The sequence below is a fragment of the Alphaproteobacteria bacterium genome, from assembly GCA_040218575.1.
GTDB lineage: Bacteria > Pseudomonadota > Alphaproteobacteria > JAVJRE01 > JAVJRE01 > JAVJRE01.
On sequence record JAVJRE010000007.1, the window covers coordinates 250,667 to 267,884 of the forward strand.

The following is a 17,218-nucleotide window of genomic DNA, read 5'->3' on the forward strand; positions in this document are numbered from 1 at the left end:
GCTCAGGCCACCTCCCGCACGACGTCGGTATACAACTCCGCCGGGTCCGGCTCCGGACTGTCCTGAGCAAAATCAGCCGCCGCCTGGACGATGTCCTTGATCTCCTTGTCCAGGGCCTTGAGCTGGTCCTCGCTGGCCGCCTTTGCCGATAACAGGGCATCGCGCACATGCAGAATCGGATCCCGCTCCTGGCGCACCGCGTCAACCTCTTCCTTGGACCGGTATTTGGCCGGATCGCTCATGGAATGGCCACGATAGCGATAGGTCTGCATTTCCAGGATGAACGGGCCCTTGCCGCTTCGTACATAGGCAATGGCGCGGGCCGCCGCGTCCTTGACCTCGCCGATGTCCATGCCGTCCACCAGCTCGCCGGGTATGCCATAGGCCTGACCACGGTTATGCAGGTCGGTGCGAGCGGAGGAGCGTTCGACCGACGTTCCCATGGCGTATTTGTTGTTCTCGATGACGTAGAGCACCGGCAGCTTCCACAACGCCGCCATGTTGAAGGATTCGTAGACCTGACCCTGGTTGACCGCGCCATCCCCCAGATAGGTCACCGAAATGGCCTTGCTGTCGCGGTATTTGTGGGCAAAAGCGATGCCGGTGCCGAGCGGCACATCGGCGCCGACGATGCCGTGACCGCCATAGAAGTTCTTGTCCTTGCTGAACATGTGCATGGAGCCACCCTTGCCACGGGAGTAGCCGTCGGCACGTCCGGTCAATTCCGCCATGACGCCTTTCGGATCCATGCCGCACGCCAGCATGTGGCCATGGTCGCGATAGGCGGTAATCACCGTGTCGTCGGGCTCCAGCTCCGACTGGACGCCCACTACCACAGCTTCCTGGCCGATATAGAGGTGGCAGAAACCACCGATCAGGCCCATGCCATAAAGCTGGCCGGCGCGCTCCTCAAAGCGGCGGATCAGCAGCATCTGGCGGTAGAGGGACTGCAACTCGTCCGGATCGATCCGTTCGGCGACCGCACGGTGTCGCGGCGCGGGCCAGGCAGACTCCAAAGAGCGGTCCTCAGTCGGCGCAGGCGCGCCGGCAGCCTTTTTACGCGATCCGCTGGATGATTTGGCCATGTTCCGCCTTTTGCCTAACACCAACATCCGACCGCCACGGGGTACCGGGCCGCCGGCGGCGCGATCCGCCCCCTTTTGCCCGGCCGGCCATGGCTCCCCTGTCAGCCACGGTTTCCCTGTCAGAATGTGGTTAACACATGGACGATTAACAAGCTACGAAGCCGCAGGGAGCGCGGCGCACGGCACGGAACAGCCAGTGGCCGCCTGTTCGGTCAGGTGCCTATTCGGTCAGAAGCCTATTCAGTCAGAAGAATGACCACTTCATCGGGCCGCACCTGGCCGGCCATGATCTTGGCCCGCTCCTCCAGAAGGTCCGGGTCCAGGCTGTCCGGCCGCAGCAGGCGGACCCGGCGGGCCAGAATCTGGCGCTCGCTGGCCAGGGCTATGGCGGTCGCCCGCGTGTTTTCCACCTCCTGCGACAGGCGCAGCCAGTTGGCCAGGCCACGGTCGCCCTGGAAGGTGTGGAAAACCAGATAGGCGAAGACGCAGGCGCCAATGACCTGTGGAATAATATGGCGCGCCCGATGGCGCAGTTCATGGACAATCGGCATCGGGGCAGCGAATCACAGCCGGATTCCTGCCGTCAAGAAAAACCTTGAGTCTCTGTCTCTTAGGCGTCGTTTCTCGAATCCGAGTCCAGAGTCGCCATGCAACAGTCTGCGGAGTCGGTGATAGGCGGGATTACCGCCTTGAGCGAAGGCTTGCAGCCTAGCTGGCAGCCAGGGCCTGCCGGCCGGCATAACGGGCGCTTGCCCCAAGCTGCCCCTCGATCCGCAGCAACTGGTTGTATTTCGCCACCCGGTCCGTGCGCGACGGAGCGCCTGCCTTGATCTGGCCGGCGTTGGTCGCCACCGCCAGATCGGCGATGGTGGTATCTTCGGTTTCGCCGGAGCGATGGGAAATGACGGCGCGCCAGCCGGCGCGATGAGTCGCATCGATGGCCGCCAGGGTATGGCTAAGGGTGCCCACCTGATTGAGCTTGATCAGGACCGCGTTCGCCGCCTTTTTCGCCACGCCGTCCTGCACACGGGCCTGGCTGGTGACGAAGATGTCATCGCCGACGATCTGCACCTTACCGCCGAGACGGGCGGTCATGGCCTGCCAGCCAGCCCAGTCATCCTCGGCCAATCCATCCTCTATGGAGGCAATGGCATAGCGCCCGACCAGCCCCTCATACATGGCGATCATCTGCTCGCTGTCGAGATCCTTGCCGATGCCGGCCAGGTGGTAGCGGCCGTCGGCATGAAGTTCCGTCGCCGCTGCGTCGAGGCCGATGACCACATCGTCGCCGGGCCGTCGGCCGGCCGCCTCAATGGCCGCGGTGATGGCATCCAGCGCCTCTTCCGAGCGGCCGAACGCCGGCGCAAAGCCGCCCTCGTCACCCACATTGGTGGCGTGGCCGCCGTCGCTCAGGCGCTTCTTGAGGGCCTGAAAGATCTCCGCTCCCCAGCGCAGCGCCTGGGCGAAGCTGTCCGCCCCCACCGGTAGGATCATGAACTCCTGGACATCCAGACCATTGTCGGCGTGGGCCCCGCCATTGATGACGTTCATCAGTGGCACTGGCAGTACACGGGCCGCCGTGCCGCCAATATAGCGATAAAGTGGCAATTCCGTTTCCGCCGCTGTCGCGCGGGCGAGCGCCAGGCTGACGCCGAGAATGGCGTTAGCCCCCAGCCGCGACAGGTTGGCGGTGCCGTCCAGGGCCACCATGGCGGCATCAATGGCTTCCTGTTCCTCACTGTCGAGGCCGGACAGGGTTTCAAATATCTCGCCTTCCACCGATTGCACGGCACGGTCGACACCCTTGCCGCCAAAACGCGCCGAATCCCCGTCGCGCAGTTCATGGGCTTCGTGCCGACCGGTGGACGCGCCGGACGGCACCGCCGCCCGACCGGCGATGCCGCTTTCCAGCATTACCTCCACCTCAACCGTGGGATTGCCCCGGCTATCGAGGATTTCCCGGGCGGCAATATCGATAATGGCGGACATGGACAGGCTCTCCAGACAGGCCCGACCGCTGCGGATCGGGCAATACGACAGACCGCGGGTTATACGCGAGGCAGGCCCGGGCGCGAAAGGCCGCGCTTTGGTTCAGGGCGCGAAGGGCCGCGCTTTGGCCACGGCGTCAAAGGCCATCAGGGTTTCCATGACTTCGGCCAGGCGGTCCAGCGGGATCATGTTCGGCCCGTCGCTGGGGGCCTTGTCCGGATCCTGGTGGGTTTCCATAAAGACCGCCGCCACACCGGCGGCGACCGCGGACCGCGCCAGCAGCGGGGCGAATTCCCGCTGTCCGCCGGAGGCGCTGCCGAGACCGCCAGGCTGCTGCACCGAGTGAGTGGCATCGAAAACCACCGGATAGCCGGTGCGCGCCATGATCGGCAGGGCCCGCATGTCCGACACCAGGGTGTTGTAGCCGAAGGTGGCGCCGCGTTCCGTCAGCAAAATACGATCATTGCCGGAGTCGGCCACCTTGGCCGCCACATTGGCCATATCCCACGGCGCCAGAAACTGACCCTTCTTGATATTGACCACCTTTCCTGTGCGCGCCGCAGCCACCAGCAGATTGGTCTGGCGGCAGAGAAACGCCGGGATCTGCAGAACGTCCACGGCGGCGGCCACCCGCCCGCACTGTTCCGGCTCATGCACGTCGGTCAGTACCGGCATCCCGGTGGTGGCACGGACTTCTTCGAAGATGGCCAGACTCTCGTCCAGGCCAAGGCCACGTGCGCCGCCCAGCGCGGTGCGATTGGCCTTGTCGAAGGAGGTCTTGTAGACGACCCCGACGCCAAGCGATTTGGCTATCGCCGCCAATGCACCGCTCATGTCCAGCGCATGATTGCGTGATTCAAGGAGGCACGGTCCCAGGATAAAGACCAGCGGCAGGTCGTTGCCCACTGTCAGACCGCCGATTGCCACATGACGCGGTGTCACGATCAGACCAGCCTCGACTGATGAACCGCCGCCGCAATGAAGGAGGTGAACAACGGATGGGGGTCGAACGGCTTTGATTTGAGCTCGGGATGAAACTGGACGCCGACGTACCAGGGATGGTCGCTCAGCTCGACAATTTCCGGCAGGTCGCCGGACGGCGACATTCCTGAAAAGTGCAGGCCTACCGCCTCCAGTTGCGCGCGATAGTTGATATTGACCTCGTAGCGATGGCGGTGGCGTTCGCTGATGGCGGCGACCCCGTAAACATCGCGAACACGCGAACCGGCCGCCAGATCGCAGGGATAAGCGCCGAGCCGCATAGTGCCGCCCATATCGTCGTTCTCGCCGCGGATCTCCCTTTGATTGCCGCGCGTCCATTCGGTCATCAGACCGACCACCGGTTCGCCTGTCTTGCCGAACTCGGTTGAGCCGGCTCCGGCAATGCCCGCCATGTTGCGCGCCGCCTCGATCACCGCCATCTGCATGCCAAAGCATATCCCGAAGAAAGGGATGCCATGTTCACGGGCAAAGCGCGCGGCGGCCACCTTGCCCTCCGCGCCACGTTCGCCAAAGCCGCCGGGCACAAGAATTCCGTCAACGCCGGACAAATGGTCCATCGCGTCGTCAGATTCGAATATCTCAGAGTCGATCCACGTCAGATTGACCTGCTGACGATTGGCGATGCCGCCATGCATCAGAGCGTCTGTCAGCGATTTATAGGCATCGCGCACTTTCGTGTATTTACCGACTACGGCGATATTGACCTTGCCTTCCGGCTTCTGCACCCGATCAACAATGCCGTGCCAGACACCCAGATCCGGGGCCGGCTCGGTCGGCAAGCCAAAGAAGGAGAGGACGCGCTCGTCAAACCCCTCGCGATGGTAGGTGATGGGCACCTCGTAGATGCACGAGACGTCCAGCGCCGGGATCACGCGATTTGCCGGAACGTTGCAGAACAAGGCGATTTTCCGGCGTTCCCCTTCGGGGATCGGCCGGTCGCACCGGCAAAGCAGCATGTCCGCCTGAATGCCCACATTGAGCAGTTCCTTGACCGAGTGCTGGGTAGGCTTGGTCTTAAGCTCACCGGCCGAGGGAATGAATGGCACCAGCGTCAGATGGATGAACAGGGTTTGCTCGATCCCCAGTTCATTACGCAGCTGCCGGATGGCTTCGAGAAACGGCAGGCTCTCGATATCGCCGACCGTGCCGCCGATTTCGATCAGGGCGAAGTCGGTGTCGTCCAGATCGGCCTGAATAAAGGCTTTGATCTCGTCCGTGACGTGCGGGATGACCTGGATGGTGGCGCCGAGATAGTCGCCATGACGCTCGCGGGCGATGACCGTCTGATAGACCCGGCCGGAGGTGATGTTGTCACTCTGCCGCGAGGCGACGCCGGTGAAGCGCTCGTAGTGACCGAGATCAAGATCCGTCTCTGCCCCATCATCGGTGACATAGACCTCTCCATGCTGCACCGGGCTCATGGTGCCCGGGTCCACATTGAGATAGGGATCGAGCTTGCGCAGGCGAACCCGGTAGCCGCGGGCCTGCAGCAACGCGCCAAGCGATGCGGTGGCCAACCCCTTGCCCAGGGACGAGGCGACACCGCCGGTCACGAAGATGAAGCGCGTCATGGCCATGCTGCCCTGACGGCGTTCACTGCGCTCGCCGGGGCGTAATGGCCACGAGCAGGCGGAAGCGCCAGCGGCGGGCGGGGTGTCCGGACCCGCAACCGCCGCGATGACACCATGCGCCGCATTCAGTTAGCGAGGGGAACGGTGGGCTGTACGTCGCCCGTGGCACCGGTCGCCGCATCGCCGCCGGTCTCATCCTGACCCGACACCGCCGGTGCTATGGCCGGTTGGTCGAGAATTGATCGCGGCGTACCGGCATTGCCGGCGAGAATTGCCAGCAAGACGCTCATGGCCATGAAAATGGCGGCCAGGATGGCGGTCACCCGGGTCAACAGATTGGCCGTAGCGCGACCGCTCATGAAACCGCCCATGCCACCACCGCTGCCACCGCCGATGCCCAGACCGCCGCCTTCGCTGCGCTGCAGCAGAACGACCGATATCAAAGCCAGAGCGACAATAATCTGGACGACAAGGAGAATCTGGATCATGGAGCCTTCGAAAACAGTCTGCGGCGCGCAACCGTGTGCGGTCTGAGCCGAGTTTTAGCCGCCTGCCCGCCGCTTGGCCAGTGGCGATCCTGGTGCCGGAGACGATCCGGCCCGACGCCCGGCGGGGCGCCCGCCTCTACCCTGTGATTCAGCCCGCCGACTGACCGCCCGCCGCACGGCAGATGGCGATGAAATCCTCGGCCACCAGGCTGGCGCCGCCGACCAGAACCCCGTCCACCTCCGGCAGGGTCACAAAGGAGGTGGTATTGCCCGGTTTGACCGAACCGCCATAGAGCAGCCGCACATCGGCCGCCGCCGCACCGATCCGCTGGTGCAGAGATCGGCGGATGGCGCCGTGCGCCCGCTCAACATCTACCCTGTCCGGTGTACGGCCGCTGCCGATAGCCCATACAGGCTCATAGGCAACCACCAGGCTGGACGCGCCACTGTCCGGCGGCACGGACTGCGCCACCTGGCGCGACAGAACCTCCAGCGTCTCACCCCGGGTGTTCTCCGCCGCGCTCTCGCCGATGCATACAATCGCCGTAAGACCCGCCGCCTGTGCCGCGGCCGCCTTGGCCAGGACGTTGCCGTCGCTCTCTCCATGGCCGCCATCGCCGGAGCGACGCTCCGAATGGCCGACAATCACATAGCGGCAACCGAGGTCAGCCAGCATCACCGCCGCAATGTCGCCGGTATGGGGGCCGCTGGCAGCGGCGTGACAGTCCTGGCCACCTAGGGCGATGGCTGACCCGTTCAGCACCCGGGCCACAGCAGCGAGCAGCGTGGCCGGCGGACAGAGAACCGTCTCCGGCGCACCACCGGGCAGGCCAGCGACGATGCGCCGCGCCAGGTCAGCACCATCGGCCTGTAGTCCGTTCATCTTCCAGTTGGCGACCACCAGAGGCACACGTGATCGAGCCATGGCTCCCTCATCCGCTGCGGGCGTATAGGCGCGACCATAGCCCGTCGCCGCCGCCGGCCACAGCGGCGCCCGCCGCCCGACCCGCCACGCCCGGGCAGCACGACCCGCCGCCCCTAGGCCATATCGGCCATACTGGCGGATGGCGCGCTCACTGATTGGCAGGGCGACAGCGGTTCAACCGGCAGCACCGCGCCCTTAGAATAGTCGCCGCCAATGCGGCCATAGCGGCCGGCATAGAGACCCGCGGACCCGCCAGCCAGCCATGCTCCTCAAACTGCGACAGAAATCGTCGAGCTGGATTCTTCGGATCCTGTTCCTTCTGCTGATCCTGAGCTTCGGCGCCTTCGGGCTGAACGACTTTGCCGGCCGGGTGGCGGCCGATAGCGCGGTAGCGACCGTGGGAGAGGTGGAAATATCCCGGGTGATGCTGGATCGCGAACTGGGTTTCGACATGCGCCGGTTCCAGCAATTGACCGGCCAGGCCATCAGCCGCCAGGAGGCGCGGGACTTCGGGTTGCAGGATGTTGCGCTGAACCGGCTGATCAACCGGGCGCTGCTCGACCAGACCACTGCCGACCTGGGTATCGCGGTTAGCGACAGCGTGGTCGCCGGCCGCATCCGCAGCGACCCCACTTTTGCCCGCGGCGAGGTCTTTGACCCTGTGTTGTTCCAGCAGTTCCTGCAGTTCAGCCTGGGAATGAGCGAGGACGCCTTTGTCGAGGAACTGCGCGCCGACCTGGCCCGCAGCTATGTTGAGTCCGCCATCGCTTCCGGCGGGCGACCGCCGGCGGACCTGGCCGAAAAGCTCTTCGCCCACCGCTTCGAGGCGCGCAGCCTCGACTGGCTGACCGTCGCCACCGCCGCCATGCCGGACCCGGGATCGCCATCACCGGGCGATCTGGAAGCGTTCTATCAGAACAACAGCGCCCGCTATGCCCGGCCCGTGACCCGCCAGGTCACCTGGCTGCATATTGACCCCAATGTCCTGGCGGATCGCATCATCATTCCGCCGGATGAGATCAGGGCGGCGTATGAAGCCGCGAGCGGCCGCTACATCCAGCCGGAGCAGCGGCGGCTCAGTCAGATCGTTCTGAGCGACGAGGCCACAGCCCGTGAAGTTGCCGCCCGCGTGGCGGCGGGCGTCAGCTTGGCCGACGCGGCACCGGATTCTGCGGCGCCGGCGGATCTTGGCTGGGTTGGCCGCGGCGATTTGCCCACGGAACTGTCTGATGCCGCATTCGCCGGCGATGCGGGGTCCGTTGCCGGACCGGTTGAAAGCGCATTCGGCTGGCATGTCATTCAGGTCAACGACGTTGAGCCGGGCCGGATTACGCCGTTCGAAGAGGCCCAGGCGGAGATCGGCCGCATCCTGGCCCACGACCGCGCTGTCGAGCAGGCCATCACCATGATCGAGCAGGTGGAGGACGCGCTGGCCGGCGGCGCTTCACTTGAACAGGTTGCCACCGATATCGGCCTCGCCACTGACGGCCTCGCCGCCATAGACCCCGATGGCCGTGACGGCGACGGCAACCCTCTGGACGTGCCGCCGGTGCGTGAGTTTGTCGCCGAGGTATTCGCCGAGCAGCCCGGCGAAACCAGCGCCGCACTGGACACCGCGGACGGCGGCTTTCTTGTGTTCAGAGTGGGCAGCGAAACGCCGGCCACCACCCGCCCCCTGGCCGATGTGCGGACCGCTGTCGCCGATGCCTGGCGCCAGCGCCAACGGCTGGCCGCAGCAAGCGATTTAGCCGACACCATCGTCGCGGCGGCGGCGGGCGGACGGTCGCTCAGCACCCTGGCGCTTGAACACGGCCTGTCCCTGGCCCAGGTCAATGGTGTGACCCGTGCCACCACCGACTCCGACATTCCCGGCCCGCTGCTGGTCGCGGCATTTGACGCCCCCGTCGGCGAGGCGGTTCTGGCGCCGGTCGCCGGCGGATTCGCCGTGGTGGTCGCCAACGGCCGCCAGCCCGGATCGTCGGCCGCCAGCCCGGACCTCTTCGCCCAGTTCCGCCAGCAGGTAAACCGGACCATGGGCAATGATCTGCTCAGCCAGTACATGGAGGGCCTGCGCCAGCGCTTTGCGGTGGAGGTCAATCGCCAGGCCCTGGACCGCGAGGCCCTTGCGCCGGCCACGGGACACGGATTCTGACGCCATGGATTACGCGCCCGATCCGGCGACGTTTGCCGCCGCCTACGAGTCCGGGCGGCCACAGGTTGTCTGGACCCGGCTGGTGGCGGATGTGGATACCCCGGTCTCCGCCATGCTCAAGCTGGCGGGCGGCCAGCCCAACAGCTTTCTTCTGGAGTCGGTCGAAGGCGGCGCGGTGCGCGGGCGCTATTCCCTGCTTGGCTTCAAGCCGGACCTGATCTGGCGCTGCCGCCGTGGCCAGGCCGAGATCAACCGCCGCGCCCGCTATGAACCGGATGCCTTTACGCCACTGGACAGCGCGCCCCTGGACAGCCTTCGTCAGATACTGGCCGAAAGCCGTATCGCCATGCCGCCAGGCATTCCGCCCATGTCGGCCGGACTGGTCGGCTATATGGGTTACGACATGGTGCGCGAGATGGAGCGCATCCCGGACGGGACGAAGGATGAGCTGGGGGTTCCGGACGGGTTATTCATGCGGCCGACGGTGGTCGCGGTGTTTGACAATATCGAAGACTCCCTGACCATCGTCACGCCGGTCTGGCCGGATGGCGGTCTGTCGGCACGGGCCGCCCACGCCCAGGCTTGTGAACGCCTGGCCGACGTGGTGGCCGACTTTGATCGCGCCCTGCCGACCAAGCGGGAAATCCCCGATGCCCGTGATGCCGGCCAGATGCAGCCTGCATCGGATGAGGGCCCGTCGAACGAGCCTGCATCGAACATGTCCTATGACGACTATGTTCGCATGGTGGAGGCCGGCCGGGCCTATGTGGCCGCCGGTGATGTCTTCCAGGTGGTGCTGTCGCAGCGATTCTCACGACCCTTCACTCTGCCACCCTTCGCGCTATACCGCGCTCTCAGGCGGATCAACCCCTCGCCTTTTCTGGTCTATCTGGATGCCGGCGACTTTGCGATCGTCACCTCCAGCCCCGAGCTTCTGGTCCGGCTGCGTGACAATACAGTGACCATCCGGCCGATTGCCGGCACACGCCCGCGCGGTCGCGCCGCCATGGCTGGCGCCTTGCCCAACGAAGGGCCAGCGACCGACGAAGAGCTTGCCGCCGACATGCTGTCTGATCCCAAGGAGCTGGCCGAGCATTTGATGCTGCTGGACCTGGGCCGCAACGACGTGGGGCGGGTTGCGGAAATCGGTTCGGTCAATGTCACCGCCAGGATGTCGGTGGAATACTACTCCCACGTCATGCACATGGTGTCGAACGTGGAAGGCAAGCTGGCCGCCGGACATGACGCCATCGACGCGCTGGTCGCCGGCTTTCCCGCCGGCACCGTATCGGGCGCGCCAAAAGTGCGGGCCATGGAGATCATTGAGGAACTGGAGCCAAGCCGGCGCGGCGTCTATGCCGGCTGCCTAGGCTATTTTGCCGCCAATGGCGACATGGACAACTGCATCGCCCTGCGCACGGCGGTTATCAAGGACGGCGTCATGCACGTCCAGGCCGGCGGCGGCATCGTCTATGACAGCGACCCGGCAACGGAATATGAAGAGACGCAGAGCAAGGCGCGAGCCCTGTTCCGCGCCGCCGAGGCAGCCGCCCGCTTCGCCGACGGCAGATAATCAGGGCGCCGTGGCCACCGCCGGCGGAGCCTGACCGGCCCGGATCACGGCCGATACCGGGACCAGAACAAAGCCGCGCTCCGTCAGGCCCGGCAGCCAGGATTCCAAGGCGTCGAGAGTCACCTCCACCGGGTGGCCTATGGCGATGGCGTGGCCCTGTTCGCGCGCGATGCGTTCGACATCGGCCAGACGCTCAGCGACAACCGCCGGGTCACGGTCATCATCGATAAAGACATCGCGACTGGCAAAGGCAACACCAAACTGAGCGGCCAATGGTGCGGCGACCGACTGGCCGGTGGTCCGCGAGTCCACGAAGGCAAGCTCCGCCTCTCTGATGGTCGCCAGAACCACCACCATGCCAGCGCGGTCTGCGGTGAAACGGCTGCCCATGTGGTTGTTGACGCCGACGACGCCGGGAACGCGCTCCAGGCCCTGGCGCACGATGCGACGAATTTCACTGCTGGCCATGCCAACCCGCAGCGCGTCCGGGCCGGGGTCATTGTCAGGGTCGACGGGCTCCATCGGCAGGTGCAGCAGCATCTCATGCCCGGCGGCGATGGCCGCCGCGGTCTGTGTTTGCAGATCATCGGCATAGGCCAGCCAGGCCATGGTCAGCGGGCCCGGCAGAGCCACGGCCCGAGCTGTGCCGACGCGGTCCAGCCCCAGGTCATCGATCACCACGGCAATCATCGGCCGGCCGGCCGGTTCCGCCACGGCAACGCTGCGTTGCTGCCACAAGGGCACCGCTGCCGCCGGCGGTTGCAGCAACGAAGCGGGATCGCCGGCCGGTATGCCGGCCGGTATGGTTGACGCCGGTGCCGCCGCGTCCGCCACCTGGCTGGTGGCATCCGCCGACCCGGACACCGCCGGCGGCAGGCTGACCACGGCGCCATTGCCGCCGATTCCTGCCCCGGCCTGTGGGCGGGACCCGGAAAACGTTGTGATCCAGGCGGCCAGCGCCGCTACGGCAAACAGGATGATGACGGTCCAGAAAAGGATCACGCCACGTGTGCCGAATGACGTCATAAGCCGATCTCCAGCCCGAAACAGCGAGAAATGAGACCATCTCCGGGCAGCCAATTGTTCCCGGCCAGTCCCCCGGCCAGTTCTTTGGCAGCACGCAACGCAATGTCGCCTTGCGCCGCCCCCTGCCCTTGATATGCTGCCGCACCACGCGCGAAAAGGCCGCGTCCCGGTCTATACACGCTATCAGCTTCGCCGGATAACATCTTGAAATGTTTCTTCTGATCGACAATTACGACAGCTTTACGTTCAATCTGGTTCATTTTCTGGGTGAGCTGGGCGTCAAGGTCGTCGTGCGCCGCAACGACACCCTTTCGGTCCGCGATGCGCTGGACCTGAAGCCAGAGGCCATCATCCTGTCGCCGGGACCGTGTGACCCTGACCGGGCAGGGATTTGCCTGGACCTGATTGGTGCGGCGGCCGGCACGGTGCCGCTGATGGGGGTATGTCTTGGCCACCAGGCCATCGGCCAGGCGTTCGGCGGCAAGGTGGTGCGTGCGCCGCTGCCGATGCACGGCAAACTGAGCGCCGTCCGCCACAACGGCAACGGCTTGTTTGACGGTCTGGCCAACCCGCTGCGGGTCACCCGCTATCACTCTTTGACGGTGGCGCCGGACAGCCTGCCCGATTGCCTGGAAGTGACCGCATGGACCGATGATGGCGTGATCATGGGGCTGGCCCACAAGGCACATCCGGTGTGGGGGGTGCAGTTCCATCCGGAGAGCATCGCCACCCAGCAGGGTCATGCCCTGCTGGCCAACATGATTGGCCTGGCCACCGGCCGGCGGCCTGCCGCAGAGACCCGCGACCTCAGCGACGGTCTGCCGGCCAGTCTGTTCGCCACAGCATGAACGGAATGGACGCCCTGCAGCCGTTTCTTGCCCGCCTGGCCGACGGCGCCACGCTTGGCGAAGACGAATCCGCGGCGGCCTTTGAGGTGATCATGAGCGGCGGCGCCACACCGGCGCAGATCGGCGCCTTTCTGATGGGCCTGCGCCAGCGCGGCGAAACGGTTGAGGAAATCACCGGCGCCGCGCGCATCATGCGGGCCAAGGCGCTGCCGCTGAAGGCGCCGGCCAATGCCATAGATACCTGTGGCACCGGTGGCGACGGCGCCGCGACCCTCAATATTTCCACGGCCGCCGCCATCGTCGTCGCCGCCGCCGGTGTGCCTGTGGCCAAGCACGGCAACCGCGCCCTGTCGTCGCGCAGCGGGTCGGCCGATGTGCTGCGGGCGCTGGGTGTCAATATCGAAGCCGATACCGCCACCATGGAGCGGGCGCTGAACGAGACTGGCCTCGCCTTCATGATGGCGCCGCTGCACCATGCGGCCATGCGCCATGTGGGGCCGGTGCGGGTGGAAATGGGAATCAGAACCATCTTCAACCTGCTGGGGCCGCTGGCCAATCCGGCCGGTGTGCGCCGGCAGGTGGTTGGCGTTTTCGCACGCCAGTGGATTGTCCCGCTGGCCACGGTACTGGGCAATCTGGGGGCCGAGCGGGCATGGGTTGTCCATGGAAGCGACGGGCTGGATGAACTGACCACCACCGGGCCCACCTATGTGGCGGAATGGCGCGACGGGGTGGTGCGTGAGTTTTCCGTGCGGCCGGCGGACGCTGGCCTGACCACCGCCAAGCCGGAAGACCTGCGGGGCGGCACCCCGGATGAGAACGCCGCCGCCTTGTCGGCGCTGCTGGATGGGGCGACCGGTCCCTACCGCGACGCGGTGCTGCTGGCCGCTGCCGCCGCCCTTGTGGTAGCCGGCAAGGTCAATGATCTGAAATCCGGCGTTGGGCTGGCCGCCGTGGCCATTGATGAACGCAAGGCCCGCACCGTGCTGACCAGGCTCTGCGCCATCACCAGTGGCGAAGCCTGATATGGCGGCGCCACAGGCCATGGCCGCAAACACTCGCCAGGCAGGCGATGTGCTGTCCCGCATCTGCGACGATACCCGAGCCGAAGTGGCGCGGCGCAAGGCGCGCGTGTCATTGGCGCAGATGGAAACGCGGGCCCGCGCCGCATCGCCGCCACGCGGCTTTGCCGCTGCGTTGCGCCGTCAGGTCGAGGCCGGCACCGTCGGCCTGATCGCCGAGATCAAGAAAGCATCGCCCTCACGGGGCCTGATCCGCGCAGACTTTGATCCGGCGTCGCTGGCCCGATCCTATGCCGCCGGTGGTGCCACCTGCCTCTCCGTTCTCACAGACAAGCCGTGGTTTCAGGGGGAAGATTCCTATCTGATGGCGGCCAGCGCGGCGGTCTCCCTGCCGGTCCTGCGTAAGGACTTCATGGTGGATATCTGGCAGGTGGCGGAGGCTCGCGCCATCGGCGCCGACTGCATCCTGATTATCATGGCGGCGGTGGATGACGCGCTGGCGCACGATCTGGCGGCGAGCGCGGCGGCGCTGGGCATGGATGTTCTGGTCGAGGTGCATGACGCGGCTGAACTGGACCGCGCCCTCGCCCTCAATGTCGGGCTGATCGGCATCAACAACCGCAACCTCAAGACTCTGCAAGTGGATCTGGCGACAGCGGAAGGCCTGGCGCCGCGCATACCGGGCGACCGCCTGGCGGTCGCCGAGAGCGGCATCGCCACGCCGGCCGACATCGCCCGTCTGCGGGCGGCTGGCGCCCACTGCTTTCTGGTAGGCGAAAGCCTGATGCGGCAGAGCGATGTGGAGTCGGCGACCAAAGCCTTGCTGGCGCCAGCCACACAGATTGCCGGCGGAGCCACCTGATGTCTGATCCGCTGAGCCACTTTGACGCTGCCGGGCGCGCCCGCATGGTGGATGTCTCCGACAAGGCGGAAACCCTGCGGGTGGCCACCGCGGCCGGTCGGGTGACCATGGCGCCGGAAACCCTGCGTCGCATCATGGCCGGCAAGGTCAGCAAGGGCGACGTGCTGGCGGTGGCGCGGCTGGCCGGCATCATGGCCACCAAGCGCACAGGCGATCTGATCCCGCTGTGCCACCCCTTGCCAATCAGTGGAGTGGATCTGGACCTGGTGTGCCAGGAGGCGAGCCATAGTGTCGAGATCACCGCCACGGTGCGGACCACCGGGCGGACCGGTGTGGAGATGGAAGCGCTGACCGCCGTGACCATCGCCGGCCTGACGGTCTATGACATGTGCAAGGCGATGGATCGCGGCATGCGCCTCGGCGATGTCCGCCTACTGCGCAAGGAAGGGGGGCGCTCCGGCGCCTGGACGGCGCCGGACGATGCGGATCCATGATCAGCGTTGAAGAGGCGCGGGCGCGTATTCTGGCTGGCCTGACCGCGCTGCCGGCAGAGCAGGTTTCCGTGGCGGCCGGCCTCGGCCGGGTTCTGGCAGGCGATGTGGTGGCGCGTCTGACCCAGCCGTCCCACGATGTCTCGGCCATGGACGGCTATGCCGTACGCGCCGTCGATGTGGCGTCGGTTCCGGCCAACTTGCGCGTGGTTATGGAGATCGCCGCCGGTCGCCTGCCGGAGCGGCCCATCGAAGCCGGTGAAGCCGCCCGCATCTTCACCGGCGCCGCCCTGCCGGCCGGGGCCGATACGATCATTATTCAGGAGAACACCAGCCGCGACGGAACCGGCGGCGACGCGGACCAGGTGACGATCACCGAGAGCGCCGACAGCGGACGCTACGTCCGCCCCGCCGGCCTCGACTTCAGAGCCGGCAAGACCGGGATCACCGCCGGCCGCCGGATGACGGTGCGTGACGTCGGGCTGGCGGCGGCGATGAACGTGCCTTGGCTGATGGTTCATCGCCGGCCACGGATCGCCATTCTCTCCACCGGCAACGAAATCGTCATGCCCGGTGAGCCTCTGGCGCCGGGCCAGATCGTCAGCTCCAACAGCCTGGCGCTGGCTGCGTTTGTCACGGCCCATGGTGCGGAGGCGGTGCTGTTGGGCAATGCCCCGGACCAGGCCGATGCCCTTGCCGCCATGGCGGCGGCGGCCAGGGGTTGCGACCTGCTGGTGACGAGCGGTGGCGCCTCGGTCGGCAAGCATGACCTGATCCGAAGCACTCTGGGCCAGGAGGGCATGACGCTCGACTTCTGGCAGATAGCCATGCGACCGGGCAAGCCGCTGCTGTTCGGGCGGCTGGGCGACCTGCCGGTGCTGGGGTTGCCGGGAAATCCGGTTTCCACCCTGGTCTGCGCCCAGGTGTTTCTGGCCCCGGCCATTGACCGGCTGGCCGGCTTGGCGGCCGGCGAACCGGCCACGGTCATGGCCAGAGTGGCCCGTGATCTGGCCGCCAATGACCAGCGTCAGGACTATCTCCGTACGCGGCTTGAGAGCGATGCCAGCGGCGACTGGCTGGCCACCCCGTTCGAGCGTCAGGACAGTGCCATGCTCAACCGCCTGGCCGATGCAGACGGATTGCTGGTGCGGCCACCAGGCGCGCCGGCCCTGCAGGCCGGCGACAGGGCGCCGGTCATCCGGTTTGCCGGCGGACCATTGCCGCTCTGACCGGCCGGCCGCGGACCCTGCGGTTTCAAGCTCTTTCGATTGACCCGGCGGCGGAACTAAAGTAGAACACTCGCAGAATGTTTTTGGTTTGTTCCCGTAGCGGTTTGAAACGGGAGCGTGGAAACGAGCCACATGCCGGGCAAGCGCCTCTTTGCGCCGTTGCTGGGCGCGGTTGCTGACCCACACCACATTGCCGGAGGACAGCCGATGCTGACCCGTAAACAGTCGGAACTGCTGAACCTGATCGCCGCGCGCATCCACACCGACGGCGTTTCACCGTCCTTTGACGAGATGAAGGACGCCCTCGGCCTTAAATCCAAGTCCGGAATCCACCGCCTGATCACGGCGCTGGAGGAGCGAGGGTTCCTCAGACGGCTGCCGCACCGGGCACGGGCGCTGGAGGTTCTGCGTCTGGCCGATGGCAGCCCGGCAACGCCGGATCGTCTGATCGGCGCCGACCATGACACCGCCGCGGCCGACGACAAGATCATCCGGCCGCGCTTCCATTCGCGGGTGCGGCCGGCGCCTGACGCCGCACCGCCACCGGTCTCGGCCGGCCAGATGATCGGCCTGCCCGTCTATGGCCGGATCGCTGCCGGCACACCCATCGAAGCCATCAGTGAAGTATCCGGCCACCTGGACATGCCGGCGGCCCTGCTGGGCAAGGGGGAACATTACATCCTCGAAGTGGCCGGCGATTCCATGATCGATGCAGGAATCAGCGATGGCGATCTGGTGATCATCCGCCGTTGCGACACAGCCGACAACGGCTCCATTGTGGTGGCCCTGGTGGACGATAGCGAAGCGACGCTGAAGCGCCTGCGGCGCAGGGGCCAGTCCATTGCCCTGGAACCGGCCAATGCGGCCTATGAAACGCGGATCTTCGGACCCGATCAGGTGCGCGTACAGGGCCAGCTTGCCGGGCTCTATCGCCGCTACCCGTCCTGACCGCGGC

At 66.1% G+C, this 17,218-nt stretch carries 16 protein-coding genes; 8 read left to right on the forward strand and 8 right to left on the reverse strand.

Going from position 1 to position 17,218, the window contains the following annotated elements; genetic code table 11:
- Positions 1 to 2 precede the first annotated feature (2 nt).
- The 7 genes from pdhA to tpiA all read right to left on the reverse strand — a co-directional run bounded on the left by pdhA (position 3) and on the right by tpiA (position 7,060).
- Positions 3 to 1,085 (reverse strand): pyruvate dehydrogenase (acetyl-transferring) E1 component subunit alpha, encoded by a 1,083-nt coding sequence (gene pdhA, locus RIE31_10600; GenBank protein MEQ8641034.1) that lies wholly within the window; start codon positions 1,083 to 1,085, stop codon positions 3 to 5.
- Between the two features lie 236 nt (positions 1,086 to 1,321).
- Complete coding sequence (locus tag RIE31_10605; GenBank protein ID MEQ8641035.1) at positions 1,322 to 1,636, reverse strand: septum formation initiator family protein; 315 nt, start codon at positions 1,634 to 1,636, stop codon at positions 1,322 to 1,324.
- Positions 1,637 to 1,793: 157 nt separating this feature from the next.
- Positions 1,794 to 3,074, reverse strand: a complete 1,281-nt coding sequence (eno, locus tag RIE31_10610) for a phosphopyruvate hydratase (GenBank protein MEQ8641036.1) — start codon at positions 3,072 to 3,074, stop codon at positions 1,794 to 1,796.
- Positions 3,075 to 3,176: 102 nt separating this feature from the next.
- Positions 3,177 to 4,019, reverse strand: coding sequence for a 3-deoxy-8-phosphooctulonate synthase (gene kdsA / locus RIE31_10615; protein ID MEQ8641037.1), 843 nt, complete (start codon positions 4,017 to 4,019; stop codon positions 3,177 to 3,179).
- Positions 4,019 to 5,647: a CTP synthase gene (locus RIE31_10620; GenBank protein ID MEQ8641038.1), complete on the reverse strand. Its 1,629-nt coding sequence runs from the start codon at positions 5,645 to 5,647 to the stop codon at positions 4,019 to 4,021. Before RIE31_10620 ends, kdsA begins: the two co-directional genes overlap by 1 nt.
- 125 nt (positions 5,648 to 5,772) lie before the next feature.
- Positions 5,773 to 6,135 carry a preprotein translocase subunit SecG gene (gene secG, locus RIE31_10625; protein ID MEQ8641039.1) on the reverse strand — a complete coding sequence of 121 codons (363 nt, stop codon included), beginning with the start codon at positions 6,133 to 6,135 and terminating at the stop codon, positions 5,773 to 5,775.
- Positions 6,136 to 6,283: 148 nt separating this feature from the next.
- Complete coding sequence (gene tpiA / locus RIE31_10630; protein MEQ8641040.1) at positions 6,284 to 7,060, reverse strand: triose-phosphate isomerase; 777 nt, start codon at positions 7,058 to 7,060, stop codon at positions 6,284 to 6,286.
- A 262-nt stretch (positions 7,061 to 7,322) separates the two neighbouring features.
- Here tpiA and RIE31_10635 point away from each other — a divergent pair, with 262 nt between their 5' ends.
- Positions 7,323 to 9,212: a peptidyl-prolyl cis-trans isomerase gene (locus RIE31_10635; protein ID MEQ8641041.1), complete on the forward strand. Its 1,890-nt coding sequence runs from the start codon at positions 7,323 to 7,325 to the stop codon at positions 9,210 to 9,212.
- Positions 9,213 to 9,216: 4 nt separating this feature from the next.
- On the forward strand, positions 9,217 to 10,785 hold the full coding sequence (gene trpE / locus RIE31_10640) for an anthranilate synthase component I (GenBank protein ID MEQ8641042.1): 1,569 nt from the start codon (positions 9,217 to 9,219) through the stop codon (positions 10,783 to 10,785).
- Here trpE and RIE31_10645 read toward each other — a convergent pair whose 3' ends face one another.
- Entirely contained in the window at positions 10,786 to 11,811 is a 1,026-nt protein-coding gene (locus tag RIE31_10645; GenBank protein MEQ8641043.1) for a divergent polysaccharide deacetylase family protein, read from the reverse strand.
- A gap of 209 nt (positions 11,812 to 12,020) precedes the next feature.
- On the opposite strand from RIE31_10645, the gene RIE31_10650 reads away from it, so the two are divergent.
- From RIE31_10650 to lexA, 6 genes are all read left to right on the forward strand, one after another.
- Positions 12,021 to 12,659: an aminodeoxychorismate/anthranilate synthase component II gene (locus RIE31_10650; protein ID MEQ8641044.1), complete on the forward strand. Its 639-nt coding sequence runs from the start codon at positions 12,021 to 12,023 to the stop codon at positions 12,657 to 12,659.
- Entirely contained in the window at positions 12,656 to 13,684 is a 1,029-nt protein-coding gene (gene trpD, locus RIE31_10655; protein ID MEQ8641045.1) for an anthranilate phosphoribosyltransferase, read from the forward strand. Before RIE31_10650 ends, trpD begins: the two co-directional genes overlap by 4 nt.
- Before the next feature lie 19 nt (positions 13,685 to 13,703).
- Complete coding sequence (gene trpC, locus RIE31_10660) at positions 13,704 to 14,543, forward strand: indole-3-glycerol phosphate synthase TrpC (protein MEQ8641046.1); 840 nt, start codon at positions 13,704 to 13,706, stop codon at positions 14,541 to 14,543.
- A complete protein-coding gene (gene moaC / locus RIE31_10665) occupies positions 14,543 to 15,037 on the forward strand; it encodes a cyclic pyranopterin monophosphate synthase MoaC (protein MEQ8641047.1) in 495 nt (164 codons plus the stop codon). Before trpC ends, moaC begins: the two co-directional genes overlap by 1 nt.
- Positions 15,034 to 16,263, forward strand: a complete 1,230-nt coding sequence (locus RIE31_10670) for a molybdopterin molybdotransferase MoeA (GenBank protein MEQ8641048.1) — start codon at positions 15,034 to 15,036, stop codon at positions 16,261 to 16,263. Before moaC ends, RIE31_10670 begins: the two co-directional genes overlap by 4 nt.
- Positions 16,264 to 16,470: 207 nt before the next feature.
- Positions 16,471 to 17,211 carry a transcriptional repressor LexA gene (gene lexA, locus RIE31_10675; protein ID MEQ8641049.1) on the forward strand — a complete coding sequence of 247 codons (741 nt, stop codon included), beginning with the start codon at positions 16,471 to 16,473 and terminating at the stop codon, positions 17,209 to 17,211.
- Positions 17,212 to 17,218 lie beyond the last annotated feature (7 nt).